The sequence below is a fragment of the Vibrio gelatinilyticus genome (assembly GCF_022836845.1).
Classification (GTDB): Bacteria; Pseudomonadota; Gammaproteobacteria; order Enterobacterales; family Vibrionaceae; genus Vibrio; species Vibrio gelatinilyticus.
Genome location: NZ_JAJNNZ010000004.1, coordinates 149,143 through 166,588, shown reverse-complemented (window position 1 = coordinate 166,588; position 17,446 = coordinate 149,143). Strand labels below are relative to the sequence as shown.

The 17,446-nt window shown below is 42.7% G+C and carries 14 protein-coding genes; 5 read left to right on the top strand and 9 right to left on the bottom strand.

Annotation, left to right across the window (positions count from 1 at the left end; genetic code table 11):
- Positions 1 to 55 precede the first annotated feature (55 nt).
- Both LNL84_RS06810 and LNL84_RS06805 read right to left on the bottom strand, forming a co-directional pair.
- Positions 56 to 745 carry a response regulator gene (locus tag LNL84_RS06810; RefSeq protein ID WP_244356179.1) on the bottom strand — a complete coding sequence of 230 codons (690 nt, stop codon included), beginning with the start codon at positions 743 to 745 and terminating at the stop codon, positions 56 to 58.
- Positions 742 to 2,361 (bottom strand): ATP-binding protein, encoded by a 1,620-nt coding sequence (locus tag LNL84_RS06805; protein WP_244356177.1) that lies wholly within the window; start codon positions 2,359 to 2,361, stop codon positions 742 to 744. The genes LNL84_RS06810 and LNL84_RS06805 overlap by 4 nt, the downstream gene beginning before the upstream one ends.
- Before the next feature lie 400 nt (positions 2,362 to 2,761).
- Here LNL84_RS06805 and LNL84_RS06800 point away from each other — a divergent pair, with 400 nt between their 5' ends.
- From LNL84_RS06800 to LNL84_RS06780, 5 genes are all read left to right on the top strand, one after another.
- Positions 2,762 to 3,001: a cation transporter gene (locus tag LNL84_RS06800; RefSeq protein ID WP_244356173.1), complete on the top strand. Its 240-nt coding sequence runs from the start codon at positions 2,762 to 2,764 to the stop codon at positions 2,999 to 3,001.
- A 247-nt stretch (positions 3,002 to 3,248) separates the two neighbouring features.
- Positions 3,249 to 4,688, top strand: a complete 1,440-nt coding sequence (locus LNL84_RS06795; protein ID WP_244356171.1) for a TolC family protein — start codon at positions 3,249 to 3,251, stop codon at positions 4,686 to 4,688.
- A complete protein-coding gene (locus tag LNL84_RS06790) occupies positions 4,685 to 5,659 on the top strand; it encodes an HlyD family secretion protein (protein WP_244356169.1) in 975 nt (324 codons plus the stop codon). The genes LNL84_RS06795 and LNL84_RS06790 overlap by 4 nt, the downstream gene beginning before the upstream one ends.
- 10 nt (positions 5,660 to 5,669) lie before the next feature.
- The gene (locus LNL84_RS06785; RefSeq protein ID WP_244356167.1) at positions 5,670 to 6,854 is read left to right on the top strand and encodes an ABC transporter permease; all 1,185 of its coding nucleotides are present in this window, start codon (positions 5,670 to 5,672) and stop codon (positions 6,852 to 6,854) included.
- On the top strand, positions 6,851 to 7,990 hold the full coding sequence (locus tag LNL84_RS06780) for an ABC transporter permease (protein ID WP_244356165.1): 1,140 nt from the start codon (positions 6,851 to 6,853) through the stop codon (positions 7,988 to 7,990). The genes LNL84_RS06785 and LNL84_RS06780 overlap by 4 nt, the downstream gene beginning before the upstream one ends.
- 58 nt (positions 7,991 to 8,048) lie before the next feature.
- Here the strand turns inward: LNL84_RS06780 and LNL84_RS06775 are convergent, their stop codons facing one another.
- The 7 genes from LNL84_RS06775 to LNL84_RS06745 form a co-directional block, all read right to left on the bottom strand.
- On the bottom strand, positions 8,049 to 9,350 hold the full coding sequence (locus LNL84_RS06775) for a dicarboxylate/amino acid:cation symporter (protein WP_244356161.1): 1,302 nt from the start codon (positions 9,348 to 9,350) through the stop codon (positions 8,049 to 8,051).
- A gap of 411 nt (positions 9,351 to 9,761) precedes the next feature.
- On the bottom strand, positions 9,762 to 10,373 hold the full coding sequence (locus LNL84_RS06770; protein ID WP_244356159.1) for an FKBP-type peptidyl-prolyl cis-trans isomerase N-terminal domain-containing protein: 612 nt from the start codon (positions 10,371 to 10,373) through the stop codon (positions 9,762 to 9,764).
- Between the two features lie 166 nt (positions 10,374 to 10,539).
- On the bottom strand, positions 10,540 to 12,354 hold the full coding sequence (gene phaC / locus LNL84_RS06765; protein ID WP_244356157.1) for a class I poly(R)-hydroxyalkanoic acid synthase: 1,815 nt from the start codon (positions 12,352 to 12,354) through the stop codon (positions 10,540 to 10,542).
- A gap of 82 nt (positions 12,355 to 12,436) precedes the next feature.
- On the bottom strand, positions 12,437 to 12,784 hold the full coding sequence (locus tag LNL84_RS06760; protein ID WP_244356155.1) for a phasin family protein: 348 nt from the start codon (positions 12,782 to 12,784) through the stop codon (positions 12,437 to 12,439).
- 64 nt (positions 12,785 to 12,848) lie between these two features.
- Entirely contained in the window at positions 12,849 to 14,063 is a 1,215-nt protein-coding gene (locus LNL84_RS06755; RefSeq protein WP_244356153.1) for an acetyl-CoA C-acetyltransferase, read from the bottom strand.
- Positions 14,064 to 14,073: 10 nt separating this feature from the next.
- A complete protein-coding gene (locus LNL84_RS06750) occupies positions 14,074 to 14,814 on the bottom strand; it encodes an SDR family oxidoreductase (RefSeq protein ID WP_244356151.1) in 741 nt (246 codons plus the stop codon).
- Between the two features lie 719 nt (positions 14,815 to 15,533).
- Entirely contained in the window at positions 15,534 to 17,360 is a 1,827-nt protein-coding gene (locus LNL84_RS06745; protein WP_244356615.1) for a PhoX family protein, read from the bottom strand.
- Positions 17,361 to 17,446 lie beyond the last annotated feature (86 nt).

Genomic DNA, 17,446 nt, shown 5'->3' with positions numbered 1-17,446 from the left:
TCAATAAAAAAGGGGCCTACATGGCCCCTTTGTTTGGTTTATCGATACAAGTAGCTTAACGGTCGACTCGCTTGTAACACCGCTCTGGACGTCCAACACTGCCATAATTCACATCAGCTTGCAGCTCGCCAACACTAATTAAATACTCTAAATATCGCCTTGCTGTCGTGCGACTCGCTCCAATCTGAAGTCCAGCTTCATCAGCAGTGAGCCCTTGAGAGGAGTCCGTAAATAATATTCGTATTTTTTCAAGAGTCACTCCATCAATACCTTTTGGTAAGTGCCCTTCTGTGCTTGTCGATGATCGAGTCGTTTGTAACATATCGTCGACCATACGCTGATCTAACCCACTGGCTTTATCGAGTTGAACCCGGCGGTCACGATATTTTTGCAATGCACTTTCAAGTCGAGGAAACATAACGGGTTTTAACAAGTAGTCAATCACACCACCACGCATCGCCTGCTGCAACGTGTCGACATCTCTTGCTGCCGTAATCAAAATCACATCGCACTGATGGTTTTGGCCCCGTAGAGTATTTAAGATTTCAATCCCCGTACCATCAGGCAAGTAAACATCTAATAACACCAACTCAGGCTTTAAGATGTCGATCTGAACCTGTGCGTCAGCACAACTGGTCGCGATTCCAACAACTTCAAAATCGTTCATTTTTTCAAGGTATCGTCTGTGAAGTTCCGCTATTTTGACATCGTCCTCTACAATCATGACTTGAGTTAGGTTAGTCATAACATCCCATCCTTTGGAATATAGACTGTAACGCGTGTACCAAAATCTGAATTCTCCATCATTTCCAACTGTCCTTGATAACGTTGAGTGAGTTGTTTGACAAGAAACATACCGACTCCCCGGTTATTGGGCGCCTTACTTGATACGCCACGCTCTGTTAACTGTTCAATATCAATGTTTTTGGGCAGACCACACCCCATGTCACTCACTTCTAGTATGATTTCGTTACCAAAATCACTGATAGAAACGTCAATGGTGCGCCTATTTATCGGCAGACCTTTCGTTAATTTCGTCACAGATAAAGTCGCTTCAAACGCATTATCGATTAAGTTACCCAATATCGTTACAATATCGTCTGCGTTGATTGCACTGGGCAAGGGTTGTAACCGTGAATCTTGCTCCACCGACAGTATCAATCCAATTTCTCTGGCTCTTTCCGTTTTCCCGAGTAGCAATCCCGCTACCAGCGGATCTCTAATTGTTTCCCTTAAAAACTCGATAAGCGACTGATAATGTTCTGTTTCCTGACCTATGAGTTTTTGCACTGCGTCCAATTCGCCCATCTGGACCAATCCACTAATCGTATTGAGCTTATTTCTATGCTCGTGTGTTTGTGAACGCAAAAGCTCAGCGTACTCTTTGGTTTGTGAAAGCTGCTTTGTTAATTCACTAATTTCATCTCTGCGTCTAAAACTTGAAACCGCTCCGATAACTTGACCTTCAACTTCAATAGGACTCCGGTTAGCAATCAATCTCTGGTTATTGAGATACAGTTCAATGTCATTGTCTGGCTCCCCTGTTGACAACAATGATGCTAAATCACTATTAGGCAACACTTTGGTGAGCGGTTTGTTCACCACATGGTTCTTATCCAGTGCCAATATCTGGCAAGCACTGGTATTGATTGACCGAAGTATACCTTGGGAGTCGATACTAATGACTCCCTCTTTTATAGTACTCATGGTCACATCAAGTTCACCGTATAATCTGCCCATTTCTTCGGGCTCAAAGCCTAATATCGCGCGTTGAAAACGCCTTGATGCATAGTTTGAAACAACGGCATTGGCTGCAACCACCAAGATAGCCATACCAATAAGAAACATCAAAAAAGGTTCTATTCTGTCCTGAAGTCGTTCGAGTAGATAGCCGACAGAAACGACACCGATGATTTCCCCACGTTCATTAAATACCGCGGCCTTTCCCCGGACTGAACGGCCTAGTGAGCCCGTTGCAAAAGAGACATAAGACTCGCCGTGAACTAACGCTCGGTCATTATCACCACCTTTCATTGGCAACCCGATGCGCTCTTTTACCGGGTGAACGAGGCGGATCCCGTCTTTGTCACCAACCACAATGAACGCAGCACCTATCAGTTCCGTCAAACCTTGATATCGATTTTGCATGTTGGAGGCCGTATCATGTTCGATCATTTCAACCACAGCGCTAGACTGAGCCAGAAAAGATGCAACACCTTGCGCTTTTAAACCCATTTCTTGTTCTTGTTCGTGCTTAATGTAGATGAAGCCAGCGAGCGCTAGCACTAACAATTCGATTAACCCAGATAGGGTCATGATGATCAGCATTCGGTGCCGAAAACTAATTTGAGTCCACTTCATCTCTTTCTCCTCACAATATCAACTGTAACACTGACTTAACATAACAACATCTGACAGTTGCAAGAACTGTGAAGCTATCTGATAACTTCAAAAAATGACCCACATTTGACGCGAATCCAACAAAAGCTGTAACTCATCAACATCATTTGCCAATGAAAATGTAACGAGACATTTATCTGAAAGAACGATATTTGTCACACGACTTTTATATTATTTTTATAACTTTATATGTGCGTGGGCGTATATTTAATAACGCCCCAACCAAGCAGTCGTATTGCTTGAGTGAATTCCTTCTGGAAAGAAAAGAGAACGACCGCAAAATGAACGAATAAACACAATAGAAACAAAAGTAACGGGCCCACCTAAAAACGCTTCTCGTGTAATTTTTAAGGATCGCACCATGGAAAGAGACTGCTTTGGAATTTGCCTCGATAAGGCGCTGCTGCACCAACACAAAAGTACAACCTTTACGCATGTTCGGGCTTACGAAAAGTCCGCAGTACTGAGCGAAGAACGTTTTATTGTATCTTATGCCCACCCCCAGATGACAGGGCAGGATGTTCTCGAGGTTATGACAAACACAGGTAACCTCATATGGCGTGCGGGTTACTATTGCACTTCTTTCGATCCATCACGATGATCTAGTCATCCGATCAGGCCCCTATCACTATATAGAGGGCTTTGCACTAGTTACATTGACTTAACCTTTATCATTTCCTTTTCACGTGACAGACCCAGTCATTTGCCCCATTACTCTAAAATAATTGAAAAAACAAATAACCTGTTTCCCATGACTTAACTAGGCTTAACAGAACGTTATTATATTGCACACCATTTTATTAGAGTTTATACTCTAATAAATTCAAGCTCACTACATGAGAGATGATATGAAACATAAGTCCCTGCATTTAGCACTGGGAGCTTTACTGGGGACAGTCAGTTTCAGTGCCCTAAGCGCTGCTGTGTCGTTTGATGAAGCTTGGCTGTTGTTACAAGAAAACAATAACTCCTTAGCCGCTCAAAGAGCCAACGTTGAGCGATACGGTCATCTACAAAGTGCCACCGGCAATCTCAACCTACCTTCTGTGACACTTGGCGCTAATTACACAAGGTTAGATCAAGACGTGACTCTAAGTGGCGCGCAATTTACTGAAAGCTTAAGCGGAATTCCCCCTGAGCTGGGTGCAATAATTGGCTCTAGCCCAGAGTTAGGTGCAATTGCTAACAGTTTGGGTGGTATTACGTCAACCATCGAGAATAAAGACATTTTCAGCTCGTCTATACGGGCAATTTGGCCTCTTTTTACCGGTGGCCGAATTACTGCAGCTCAGAGTGCTGCAGAAGGAAAAAAAGAAGAAGCCCAGAGCCAGTTGGCTATGGAAATACAAGCTCGATATGAAGATCTCAGCAAGTACTACTTCACCGTCATCTTAGCTAAAGAGGTTGTAAACACGCGTCTTGCCGTTGAAAAGGGGTTAACAAAGCATCGTGACTTTTCCATTAAGTTGGAACAACAAGGACAAATTGCACGTGTCGAACGATTGCAATCTGAAGCATCTCTCGATAAAGCAATGGTAGAAAGGAAAAAAGCCGAACACAATTTAAATATTGCGCAAGCGGCACTAACGCAAGTCCTCGGTCAAGCTGAAACAGTCGAACCAAGAGATCCGCTTTTTATTAACCAAAATCTGCCGCCACTTGATGCTTTCATTGATCAGACTCTTGATACCTATCCTGGATTAGCCATATTAGATGCAAAACAAAAGCAAGCAAGCAGTCTATTGGATTCTGAGAAAGGTAAATATTACCCTGAAGTTTACGCATACGGTGACTACAGTCTTTACCATGGAGAATCGTTAACGAGTCAACTCAAACCGAATTGGCTTGTTGGTATTGGCGTTAGTGTTCCCCTTTTAGAAAACAGTGGTCGCAGTGAGCAAATGAAGGCTGCTAACAGTGCTGTATCACAAGTTCACTTCCTAAAGCGACAAGCTAAACAGGATCTTAGCGTTCTTGTAGAGAAAACTTATTTGGAAGCGCAACAAGCGCTCGACGAAGTACAAGGTCTAAATTCAAGTATTAGCCTTGCGGAAGAGAACTTGAAGCTTAGACAAAAAGCATTCTCACAAGGCCTTGGCCGTTCACTAGATGTGGTTGACGCAGAGTTGTACCTAGCCAATGTAAAAACGCAGCAAGCGGCTGCTACTTTTCACTATCTTGTATCACTCAATAAGCTTCTCGCATTAGCAAGTGAAATGAATAGTTTCCCGCAATATCGCAATAACTCCGTATTACCCAGTGACCTAAGAACTAAGGAAGCATCATGAAGAAAGTCAAACCAACATTGCTAACCGTTGGAGCAGTCGCAGTTATTAGTTGGGTAGGCTTTAAGTTTTTCCAAGCATACCAAACACCTGCTTTTCATATTCAAGGCCAAATTGAATCACAACAGTACAGTATCTCGTCGAAAGTGGCAGGTCGAATTGATCAGGTAATGGTGCGTAAAGGCGATACGGTTAAAGATGGTGAGCTCATTTTCACAATACACAGCCCAGAAATCGAGGCTAAGCTAGAACAAGCTGTAGCCGGGCAAAGAGCGGCTGGCGCAATCGCTAAAGAAGCTGAAATTGGTGCCCGTCAGCAACAAATTCAAGCGGCTGAAGACCAGTGGCGTAAAGCAAAATCGGCTTCTCAGCTTATGGAAAAGACCTACCTGAGAGTCAATAACCTGTACAAAGATGGTGTTGTTGCTGAGCAAAAGCGCGACGAAGCTCTAACTCAATGGCAAGCAGCAAAATATACCGAAAGTGCAGCTTATCAAATGTTTCAAATGGCAAAAGAAGGGGCTCGTACAGAGACTAAAATAGCAGCGGCCGAAAAAGCGCGTATGGCTGAAGGTGCAGTAGCTGAAGTTGAAGCCTACGCTGCAGACACAAAAATTCATTCCTGGTTTAACGGCGAAGTGGCCCAAGTGCTTCTGCACAGTGGTGAGCTCGCGCCGCAAGGATTTCCTGTGGTAACGGTCGTTGACACGCAAGATTCATGGGCCGTATTTAATGTTCGTGAAGACTATTTAAACCAATTTGAAAAAGGTAAAACCTTCTCAGCTTTTGTCCCGGCACTTGGCGAAGATCTTCAATTTAGAGTCACTCACATTTCGGTAATGGGCAATTTTGCTACATGGCGCTCGACCGATGCTTCTCAAGGCTTCGATTTACGTACTTTTGAAGTAGAGGCTCGTCCGGTTCAACAAAACAGCAAGCTTCGCATGGGCATGAGCCTGTCAGTCGCAATGTAGGATACCTTTAATGACCCAGGACTCCTATGCATACACCCGCAAGGTGACGCTCAAGCGTCGCCTTCACAATCAATGGCAGATACTAAGGCACGATAAGTGGCTACTATCTTGCCTTACATGGGTTCCACTGCTTATTTGGATAACTATCTATGCCATTTTTTCTCAAGGCATTGCGAGCAATCTTCCAATCGGTGTAGTTGACTTAAACAAAAGCTATCTATCGCAGAAGCTCATCAATAATTACGATGCAACTTCTATGCTGAGTGTAAGCCATCAATACGATTCGGTAGCACAAGCTAAAGATGCAATGGTGAGCGGCGATATCTATGCCATGCTTGTGATCCCTTACGATTTTGACAAATCTGTTATCAAGTCGTTCCCACCACAGGTGACGCTATTCTATAACAGTCAGTACATTTTGATCGGCCGCTTGATTAACTCTGCAGCACTACAAGCTCAAGGAACTTTTAACGCACAAGCCGATGTCATTAAGAATCTGGCTAAAGGCAGCACAACTACATTGGCAGCAGCAGGAAAAGCGGTTGCTGTTCGTACGCAAATTACGCCTTTATTCAATAAAAACACCAACTACGCTCAGTTTTTAGTGACTGCGATAATTCCTGCCATTTGGCAGATCGGTGTCGTCTCGTTCACTGTGCTTATTTTAAGTGCAAACTATCGAGTCAGTGGGTTGAAAGGCTGGTTTCGCGATCAAGCAATCCTCCCCCACCTTTTTAAGACGCTATTGCCCTATGGGCTGCTATTCCTTGCTCAGGGCTTTATGTTTTTAATTTGGTTCTATGATCTGATCGGCTGGCCAATGGAAGGTAGCTGGACAGTACTCTCGATTGCACTGCTTATAACAACCGTTGCTTGTATGGTTATGGGATGCTTCTTCTTCTTTCTAACTTGTGATGCGGCAAGAGCAATGAGCTTTGCGGGTGCATTTACCGCGCCAAGCTTCGCTTTTATGGGAATCACTTTCCCTGCGACTAATATGAGTGAAGTAGCGTTATTTTGGCGTGAACTACTACCAATAAGCCACTATATAGAAGTTCAGGTTAGTCAGGCAAGCTATGGCGTTAACGCGCTTAGCTCTCTTTTACACCTATTGCCAATGTTTGTGTACGTCATTCCAATGGCACTTACCCTAATGCTAATACAAAAACATATGAGTAAGGAGTTAGACTCGTGACCCTATTTCAGCACGTTAAGCTCGAGTTAAAGGCAATACTGACCAACCCAGTCGTCACTCTGACGGTGTTTGGAGGCGTAGTATTCTATTCATTTTTGTACCCACTTCCTTATACCCAACAAACTCCTACTGAACAACATATCGCGATAGTAAACCTCGACCAAAGTCAAACCAGTTACCAACTCGAGCGTATGGTTGATGCAACCCCCAACGTAAAAGTGATCAAGAGAGAATACAGTATCGAAGCGGCTAAGGAGTCATTCTTAAATGGTCAAATTACCGGCTTTCTTGTTATTCCTGAGCATTTCTACAAAGATCTTATGTTGGGTACCAGTCCGGTGTTGTCCTACGCCGGAGACGCTGCGCTTTTTCTAGTGTATGGAACCGTCGTTGAAGGTTTGGCACAAGCAGGAGGTACATTGGCTGCAAAAACGAAAGTAGCCAAGCTCCTCATCGATGGTGTGCCACTTGAGTTAGCCTCACAGCAGTACACATCTTCGAATTTCAACAGCAAACCCACATTTAACCCAAGAATGGGTTATGTCGATTATGTTGTGCCTGCGGTATTTGTATTGATACTTCAGCAAACTCTGGCAATGGCTGCTGGGCTGATAGGTGGCACTCAAAAGCACGGAAAAGGCTATTGGACGAAGCGATCACCTTTGTCGGTTATCGCCGTACGCACCTTTGTACTGCTCATTATCTATTATGTGTTAAGTATGTTTTACTTTGGCGCTAGTTTTGATATGTACGGTATAACAAAGTTAGCGAACCCATTTTCGTTGCTGACTTTCTTGTTACCGTTCTTCTTAACAACTTGCTTTATCGGCATCTGGTTAGGTGCGATAACGCCAAGGCGCGAGCTCGTTACCGTTATAGTATTGCTTAGTTCGATGCCACTGATTTTCTCGGCAGGTTTTATTTGGCCACTAGAAATGATTCCAACCCCAATTAACTGGGTTGCTGCGACTTTGCCCACTCAGGCTGCGATCAATGGAACTTTAAAGCTCAACCAAATGGGAGCCAGTTGGCAGCAGATAGCTCCGCAGTGGTCTCAGTTATGGATTCAGGCACTGTGTTGGGGAGTCATCGCCTACTTCTCGTTTAAAAAAAGAAGGTGGTCTCCCATCGTATAACCCTAAAAAACAAAAAAGCCAATGACTCAACATCATTGGCTTTTTTATATCAGTGGAATTATGCGCGAGCCAATTCTACCTTTTCTTCTTTTTCACCAGCCGCTGGGTCATTGAATTTTTCGACGTCCAATGCGCCTTCAGACTTAGCGACAATACACGTTACCGCGCTGTCACCTGTAATGTTTACTGCAGTACGAATCATATCAAGTAGGCGGTCAACACCCATGATAAGAGCAATACCTTCTAATGGCAGACCCACTTGGTTTAGAACCATCGCTAGCATGATTAAGCCAACACCCGGTACACCGGCGGTACCAATTGAAGCAATTGTTGCAGTAACGATAACCATTAGGTAGTCACCCATGGTCAGGTCGATATTAAAGGCTTGAGCAATGAACGCTGTCGCGACACCTTGCATAATCGCGGTGCCGTCCATATTGATGGTTGCCCCCAAAGGAATCGTAAATGAAGAGACTTTGTTATCAACACCTAGACGATTTTTCGCTGTTTCCATGGTTACTGGAATTGTTGCGTTAGAAGATGCTGTCGAAAACGCGAACATAATTGCGTCTTCCATCTTCTTAAGGAATGTAATTGGGTTAAGACCTGTAAAGGACTTAAGCATTACACTGTAGGTAACTAAACCGTGGAGCAACAACGCAGCGGACAACACTAGGAAGTACTCTGCCAAATTGACAATAGCGCCTAAGCCCAGCCCAGTAAACAACTTCGCCATTAGGAAGAAAACACCATATGGCGCGATGTTCATTAGCAACGCAACCAGTTTCATTATCACGTCATTTAGATCACGGAAGATGGCAGCAATTCGCTCACCAGGCTTACCGGAAGCACTAATGGCAATACCAAACAGAACGGCAAATACGATTACTTGAAGCGTTTTACCTTCTGCCATTGCACTAATAGGGTTTGTCGGGAACATGTTAATAATAACTTGTCCTAAAGAAGGTGCTTCAGCCGAGGCAAATGAACTCGCTGCAGTTAAATCTGCACCTGCGCCTGGCTGGAATACTGTACCCATTGTTAGTGCGAGCGTAATTGCAATAGCGGTCGTAGCAATGTAGAAAAGAACGGTCTTACCACCTAAACGGCCTAGAGTGGTTACATCCTTAAGAGAACTTGTTCCGCACACTAGTGAAACGAAAACAAGAGGAACAACTAGCATTTTCAAGCTGGCTATAAAGATTTGACCGCCAACCTCAAAAAGGCCATTTACAATGTACGCATCTACAAATCCATTTTCGGCAAAGAGACCTCGAATCGCGAAGCCTGTCAGAATACCTGCAACCATACCGATTAGCACTCTTGCTGTGAGTGACAACGGTTTCTTGGTGTTAGTCATGTTTACTCCTTATTTTTATAATCACTTTCCTGATGTTCTCATCGGAAGCGCGGAGCAGGTTAGCAGTAGGTAGGTCAAAAACAGAAACGAATTTATCTCTTCAAACAGAAAGATGTGACATAGATCACGCAAAATCTAAGAGCTTCTTACAGAAAATATACACAAAAACCAAAAATTAAACATTTATTAGCATAAAATTCAACAATAGTAAGGAATTGCGACATTAGAAACTCTTAATCTTGATATTAGTAAAATTAATAACCAACTCACCACGCATAATTAACAGCTATAATTTCCCACAAATGCGGGCCATTAGACTAACATAAGATGTTTCTACAAAATAAAACACCAACTTCAAGCGCTGGTGTTTGTTGATATTTAGGATTATCAACTAGGGTATTAGAGACTCTTTTATTTTGCACCGATCAAGTGGAGATCAAATATGATGGCAGTTTCTGGTGGTATCGCGCCCGCTTCGTCATCACCCATTGCCAGGTGCGCCGGTACATATAAACGCCAAACTGCACCCGCTGTCATTTGTTTGACCGCGACCAGCCATGACAATGGCATTTGAGAGAGAGTCAAAGACAAAGGTTCTGGCAAATGAGTCGAAGTGTCTATGAGCTTGCCATTAAGTAGCCATGTTTTATGCCTGAGTAAATATTCCGAACCTTGCGGCATCACGCCCTGTTCATCAGCCTGGCTTAATGTCTCGTATTGAATACCAGAACTATGGACGGTTACCTCTTCACGTTGAGCATTTCTTTCAAAGAAAGCTTGCTCGAACTGAAGCTTTTGCTGAGCGACATCAGCTTTGTCTGCTTCGCGCTTAGTTTCCATTTCTTTTTTTAGTGCTTCTGCATCACTAGGATCAAATGGCCACTCTTTTTGCGTAAAGGTATCCATTATGGCTTCTTGAATGATTTTAATATTCATTTTTGGGAACGATTTTTTAGCGAGCTCACTACCTATCTCTCTACCAAAGATGTAGCTTACTTTTTGCTCTAGTGTTTCAAATTCCATCGTAATCTCCGAACCATACAATTTCCTTTAATAATAGTGGCTTCTAGAAGATATATAAGTATGTTACCGATACGTAAGCATTGATACCTAACATTTTTCGACCTTTAAGTATAAGGAAGGGATCGTTTGTTGATTCCATCGGAACCAACAAACCGATCATCACTTGCTATTCTGTTTGTTCCTTATCGCGAGTTTTAGCTGTTTCTTGATCCTCATTAATAGGAAGTGTTTGCAAAACATACTGACCAGGCGCGGGGCCCAAGGTTTGGTAGTCTTGATTCCCCGTAGGGAAAGGCTCTTGTAATTCATCATCACGGAACTGCTCAAGCCACTCATTCCAATGTAACCACCAAGAGCCATTATTGTGCTCTGACGTAGCAAGCCACTCTTCGGCAGACTCTTCAAGTGATGAATTAGTCCAATAACCATATTTTTCTTTGTCTGGATGATTGACGATACCTGCTATATGCCCTGATTCGCCTAGTACAAAGGTTTTGTTTCCTCCCGTTTGCATTGCCCCTCTATAAGTACCTTGCCAAAGTGCAATGTGGTCCTCTTTAGTAGAGATAAAGTAACTCGGTATACGGATTTTATTTAGATCAATCCAAACCCCACCAATCTTCACACCTTTGTCTTTTATCAATTTATTTTCAAGATAAAGTTCGCGAAGCAAAAAATTGTGGGTGGCTGCTGCCACATTGGTACTGTCGCTATTCCAGTACAACAAATCGAAATCAACAGGCGCCTTCCCTTTGAGATAGTTGTCTATATAGTAATTCCAATAAAGACTATTTTCTCGAAGCAAACTAAACGTTACGCTCAAAGAGCGACCATCCATGTACCCTAACGCATTGTTTTGAGTCTCAATCGCCCTGATTATAGTATCGTTGATATAAGCCCCCACCTCACCCGGTTGACTAAAATCAAGCAACGTTGTAAAGAAGCTAGCCGACTTAATACGCTTTTTCATCCTCTTAGCTGCATAGTAAGCGACTGTCGAAGCTAAAACCGTACCTCCTATGCAATAGCCGGCAGCGTTGATTTGGTCTTTTCCTGTAATGGATTCGATCGCGGTAACTGCTTTCACGACACCGCTTGTCACATAGTCACCGAATTCAACATGACTTTGCATCGCACTAGGATTGCGCCACGACATCATAAATACTGTGTGACCTTGCTCCACTAACCACCTTACTAGAGAGTTTTTATCTCGTAGATCAAGAATGTAGTATTTGTTGATAAAAGGAGGAACGATAAGTAAAGGCGTCGATTTCACTTTATCGGTTAGTGGCCGATATTGAATAAGCTCAAACAGTTCATTTTTATACACCACATCGCCAGGTGTATTAGCGATATGGTCTCCTATCTGGAATGCCTCGGTATTGGTCATTCGGATCTTGAGCACATCGGAACTGGCTTCAATATCTTGCTGGAATTGAGTAAGACCTGCGAGTAGGTTTTCACCATTTTGTTCTAGGGTAAGTTTAAGTAGTTCAGGGTTGGTCGCGATGAAATTGCTTGGTGATAATGCATTTAACTTCTGACGCGAAAAAAAACTCAGTCTCTCTTTCGCTTTTGCATCAAGTCCTTCAACATTTTCTATTGTATCTAGGTAAGTCTTACTAAACAGCAAATAAGATTGTTTTATAAAACTATAAAAAGCTTCGTCTTGCCAAGCTTGGTCTTCAAATCGACGATCACCACTCTCTTTGGGAACTACCTGTTCGCGATTATTATGCAAAGCAACACGTTGCCAAATTTCTAACTGCTGCGCCCACCATTTCATTTGTACATCTAGCATGGCTGCGGGTTGTTTTGACGCACTTTCAATTAACTGTGTCGCATCTTCTATTGTTAACTCTTGCATCGCCTCTGACAATGGCGTGCTGATGGTCGCTTTACCCTGTTCAAGATCTTTCCACCATTGCTGGTTGGTTTCTTGTAACTTAATTAAGTAATCGGAAAAGAAATTCTGAAACATTGGAAGCCCTCTTCTTGGAAAAAGGAAAAGGGCCTTGCACCAATATCGGTCCGAAAGCCCTCCGTATGGTAACGTAAAGTCATTAAACTGGTGTCGTCGACTTCAAGTTTTCTGTCGTCAAGGCTTCGATATCGTCTTTGAATTCTTTAGTAATGTTTTGCAACTTGGTACTGTCGTCCATCATTTGTTGAGACAAGCGAGTCAAAGTTTGCAATTGTTGGCTGCTATAAGAAGCTAAAGATGTGACATCTTTGACTTCACTCACGGCTTTCATCTGTGCTAATCCTAACTCACTATAAGAGCGTACTGCATTGAGTTGGAGCTCAGTCAAAACCTCAACGTTTTTCGTCATTAGCTTGTTAAACTTTGCATAGGGTTCAAATGTCTTTTCTGATTGTTCGGTAAATACTTTGAATATATCGGTATACATAGTTACTCTCCAAATTTTATGATTTTCAGTTATCTATTTTGTTTAAGTTGCGCTCTCTATTTCCCTAAGTTTTATTGATACCTCGCAAGACAATAGCTGTTCCCATTCCTCCACCGACGCACAATGAAGCTACACCGTACTTACACTTTTGTTTTTGCATCTCATGAATCAATGTCACTACAATTCGGTTGCCGGAAGCACCGAGGGGGTGTCCCAGAGCGATTGCCCCGCCATTGAGATTCGACTTTTCTTTAATCGAATCAAGCGATACTGAGTGCTTGTCAGCTAAACCTTGCATCACCCCTAATGCTTGTGCAGCAAACGCTTCATTGAGTTCAAAAAGATCAATATCCTGAATTGAAAGTCGAATCTTTTCGAGTGCTTGCGTAACTGACTCTACCGGACCAAGCCCCATAATTTCGGGGGCAAGTCCAGTTTGCGCTGATGACACTAATTCACACATAGGTTCTAAGTTGAGCTGTCTTAAAGCCGTTTCAGAGACAACAACCAGTGCACTGGCACCATCATTAATTCCAGACGCATTCCCGGCTGTAACGGTGCCTTCCTTGTCAAATGCTGGTCGTAACTTAGCTAGCCCATCAAGTGTGGTTGATGCCTTAGGGTATTCGTCATCTGATACGCGTCGAATATTGCGCCTTTCCTGAACATCCACCGGAACAATCTCATTTTCAAACCGCCCTTGTTCAATGGCAGCAACGGCCTTTGTCTGGCTTTCAAAGGCGAAAAGATCTTGTGCTTGACGGGTGATGTTGAATCGCTTGGCAACATTTTCTGCTGTCATTCCCATATGGTATTTGTGGAAAGCATCAGTGAGCCCATCAGAGACCAGCAAGTCTTTAGCGTTAATGTCTCCCATTTTTTGACCTAGCCGATTTTTTCCAGCTATCGCAAATGGAATGGCAGACATAACTTCGACACCAGCCGCAATGACGATGCTCGCCTCTCCTGCTTTTATTCGTGAAGCAGCATCGGTTAGGGACTTCATACCACTTCCACAAACCATATTGACAGAATAAGCAGGCACTGTTTCCGGTATTCCAGCATAAAGAGCTGCTTGCCTGCCGACACCCATACCTTGATCGGCACTAACTACGTTACCTACGATGACCTCATCAACTAATTGACTGTCTAACTGGGCACTTTCTATGGCACCTTTTATCGCTATCCCTGCCAGTTCACCTGCCGATATATTTGAAAAACTTCCGCAAAATGAGCCTATGGGAGTTCTCTTAGCTGCAACTATAAATACTCTTTCCATGATGGTCTCCTTAAGACATGTATAAGCCACCGTTAATTGACAGTGTTTCGCCGGTAATATATGCGGCGTCATCACTGGCAAGATATTTAACTGCTTTCCCTATTTCTTCGGGTGTTGCCAGTCTTTTTAAAGGAATACCACTTCTAATATTATCGAGTATTTCTTCTCTTATTTCGGCCACCATTGGTGTTAAGGTATATCCAGGTGCAATCACGTTGGCGGTAACACCATATTTCGCGCCTTCGAGCGCCAAAGATTTAGTAAATCCAATCATTCCTGCTTTTGCTGCTGCGTAATTGGTTTGACCAAATTGCCCTTTTTGGCCATTTACTGAGGATATATTGATTATTCTACAATTTCCTTTTTCACACATTGCTGAAAACAAAGGCTGAGTAACGTTATAAACACTGTTTAAATTTGTATTTATTACTTCAAACCAGTTTTCGGCAGCCATTTTTTTGAACTGCCCATCTCGTGTTATGCCCGCATTGTTAACTATTAGGTCAATTGTTCCTTCTTCTTCTAGCAGCTTCTCAAGCTTCTCGTTACACTCATGTGTATTAGTAACATCGAGTTCGAACAAACGAACCTGGTCACTTGAAAATCCTTTTTCATCGAACCATTCTTTCGCGCATTCATACTTCCCTGTGTAATATGTTGCAATTAATCTATAGCCTTCTTCGACTAAACATGAAGAAATTGCTGAGCCAATCCCTCCTTTAGAACCTGTTATTAATGCGAGCTTTTTCATTATTAATCCCTTATCCAACACTGACTATTATTAGTAATACGCTTATTTATTAATATTTATTTCTTACAGCTTAACTGTACTCAACATTTATGACATTTTTTCGAACGTAATATAAAGCTAATAATTTTTACGCATTTAGCAAAAGCCATTGGTCATTTAATTTCTCTTTAGTTGAGTTTGAGCACGATTTTAGTGAAACTGTTACATTTAAATATTCCACTTACTAAAACCAATCATTATCAATATAACGTACTGTTTTAAATGAACTTTGCGTTTTAGCTGACAGCCTTTCCATTAGATATCACTAAAGTAGAGCGATTAATGTACGTAAATCGATCATAGTTTTATTAACATAACAAATACATTTATTACATTCAGTTATTACAGTAACCCACCTGTATGAAAAGCGAACAACTTGATTTTAAATATGACCATTAACGTAATGTTAATTATTTGTTACTTTTTAAGGTTCCACATATCAAATGAAAAGCACCAAAAAGAGCCAAAAGAATTTATGTGAGCAAGATCGTATTATGACGTGTCGTTTTTTAGAGCGGGGCTGCCATTATTTGTTACTTTTACAATTCACTATTGACCAGCCCTTATTCACTTGAGCGTCGCCACAGTTGCTTTGCTTGTCTTTGATTTGCTTAAATACCATCATTTATGCGCAGCACACGAGACCTAGTTGAATCACAATATGCTGCGCCCAGCATTATCTAAGCGCCTATTTCACCACCATCGGTTCGCGTTATCATAATGACTGATGATCTTGGAATACTATTACCACCATCTGGGAAATGAGAAGGCGCCAGATCTTCTCCTGGATGCTGCACACCGATGAACATCGTTTTGTGATCTGGTGAGAATGTCAGCCCTGTAATTTCACAAGCAATTGGGCCTGTTAAAAAGCGATGGATCTCACCCGTGCGCGGATCACCACAAAGCATCTGATTATTGCCCATGCCCGCAAACTTTCCTTTATTCGTGTATTTGCCGTCGGTCTGAATCCATAACCTGCCACCTTTATCGAAACCGATACCATCGGGGCTATTGAACATATTGTCTTTGTTTATATTTTCACTGCCGGCCATTAAACCTGATTGATGAACTTCCGGATTGCCCGCCAGAACGTAGATATCCCACTCAAAGGTATCCGCTGTATGGTCATCATTTAGAGGGTTCCAGCGTAAAATGTGTCCATAAGGGTTTTTCTCACGGGGGCTCACAGCATTGACGGGTTGTGTCTCTTTAACGCCACGGTATTTATTGTTAGTAAGCGTGCAATACACCGACTTATTATCTGGATGTATGGCCACCCATTCAGGACGGTCCATTGTTGTTGCTCCTACCTGAGTTGCCGCCATTCTAGCGAAAATCACGACTGAAGCAGGGTCAGGGAAACCATTCTCCGGTGTCAGTCCATTTCTTCCCCATGTCAACTCCAACCAATGACCTTGACCTTTTAGCTCACCTTCAGCGCCATTAAACTTGGCAACGAATAAGGTTCCCTCTTCCAGTAGATCACGATTGGAATCTGCCCCTACTACATATTTATTTTTAGAGACAAATTTGTATAGGTGCTCGCCACGTTCATCATCACCAAGGTAGACGACAACATGGCCATCACTGTTTACCGTTAGAGCGGCATTTTCATGTTTAAAGCGTCCCAGCGCGCTGCGCTTTTTAGGCGTCGAATTCGGATTCATTGGATCAATTTCCACCACCCAACCATGACGGTGTGGTTCATTTGGCTCTGCTGCCATGTCGAAACGCTTGTCATATTTAAACCAGTCATAGCCTCGGTCTTTCGCTCCTAGACCATAGCGTTCATAACTCTCTCCCAATCCTTTATCAGACGAGTTGGCAAAGTAACCATTAAAATTTTCTTCACATGTCAAATAGGTGCCCCATGGAGTGAGTCCATTTGCACAATTATTAAAGGTCCCTAGAATTTGTTTACCCGAAGGATCTGCTGTGGTTTTTAATAACTCGTGGCCTGATGCAACTCCCGTCATCTCCATTTTGGAATATGCGGTAATACGACGATTTAATCGCCCGTCTAAGTTGACTTGCCAATTGCCAGAGATCTTTACTAATTCCACGATAGAGACACCGTGAGCAGCCTGTGACTTTCGAACATCATCGGCATTGATACGCTTGCCCTGATGCACATACAAATACTCATTGTTGGTATATTCATTATTGACAGCAAGAACAGCTCTGGAATCAGATAACTGGAAGAAGGTCATTCCATCATTATTATCACCGAATTGCAGTTCTTGTGCCTTTGAATCGTTTCTTTGATCAAATTTTGGCGCACCTTTAAACAAAGGATCCCCCCAAGAGATAAGTACCTCTGCCTGATATCCTGGTGGTGCCTTAATGGAATCTGTTGTCGACGCTGAGATTGGCTCGAAACCCATTAACGTAGAGTCAGCTGATATCGTTTTGGCTATTGCATCACCAATTGGATTCGCCGCAAAAAAGCCAACTGTACCCGCTGCACTGGTCGTTTTGAGAAAACGTCTACGCGAAATTGCCATATCAATGAGTTGGTTAAACTCTGGCTCTCGTTCAAGCTGTCTTTGATCGCTGTTTTTAGTAAATAGCTTCACAGTAAAATCCTCAT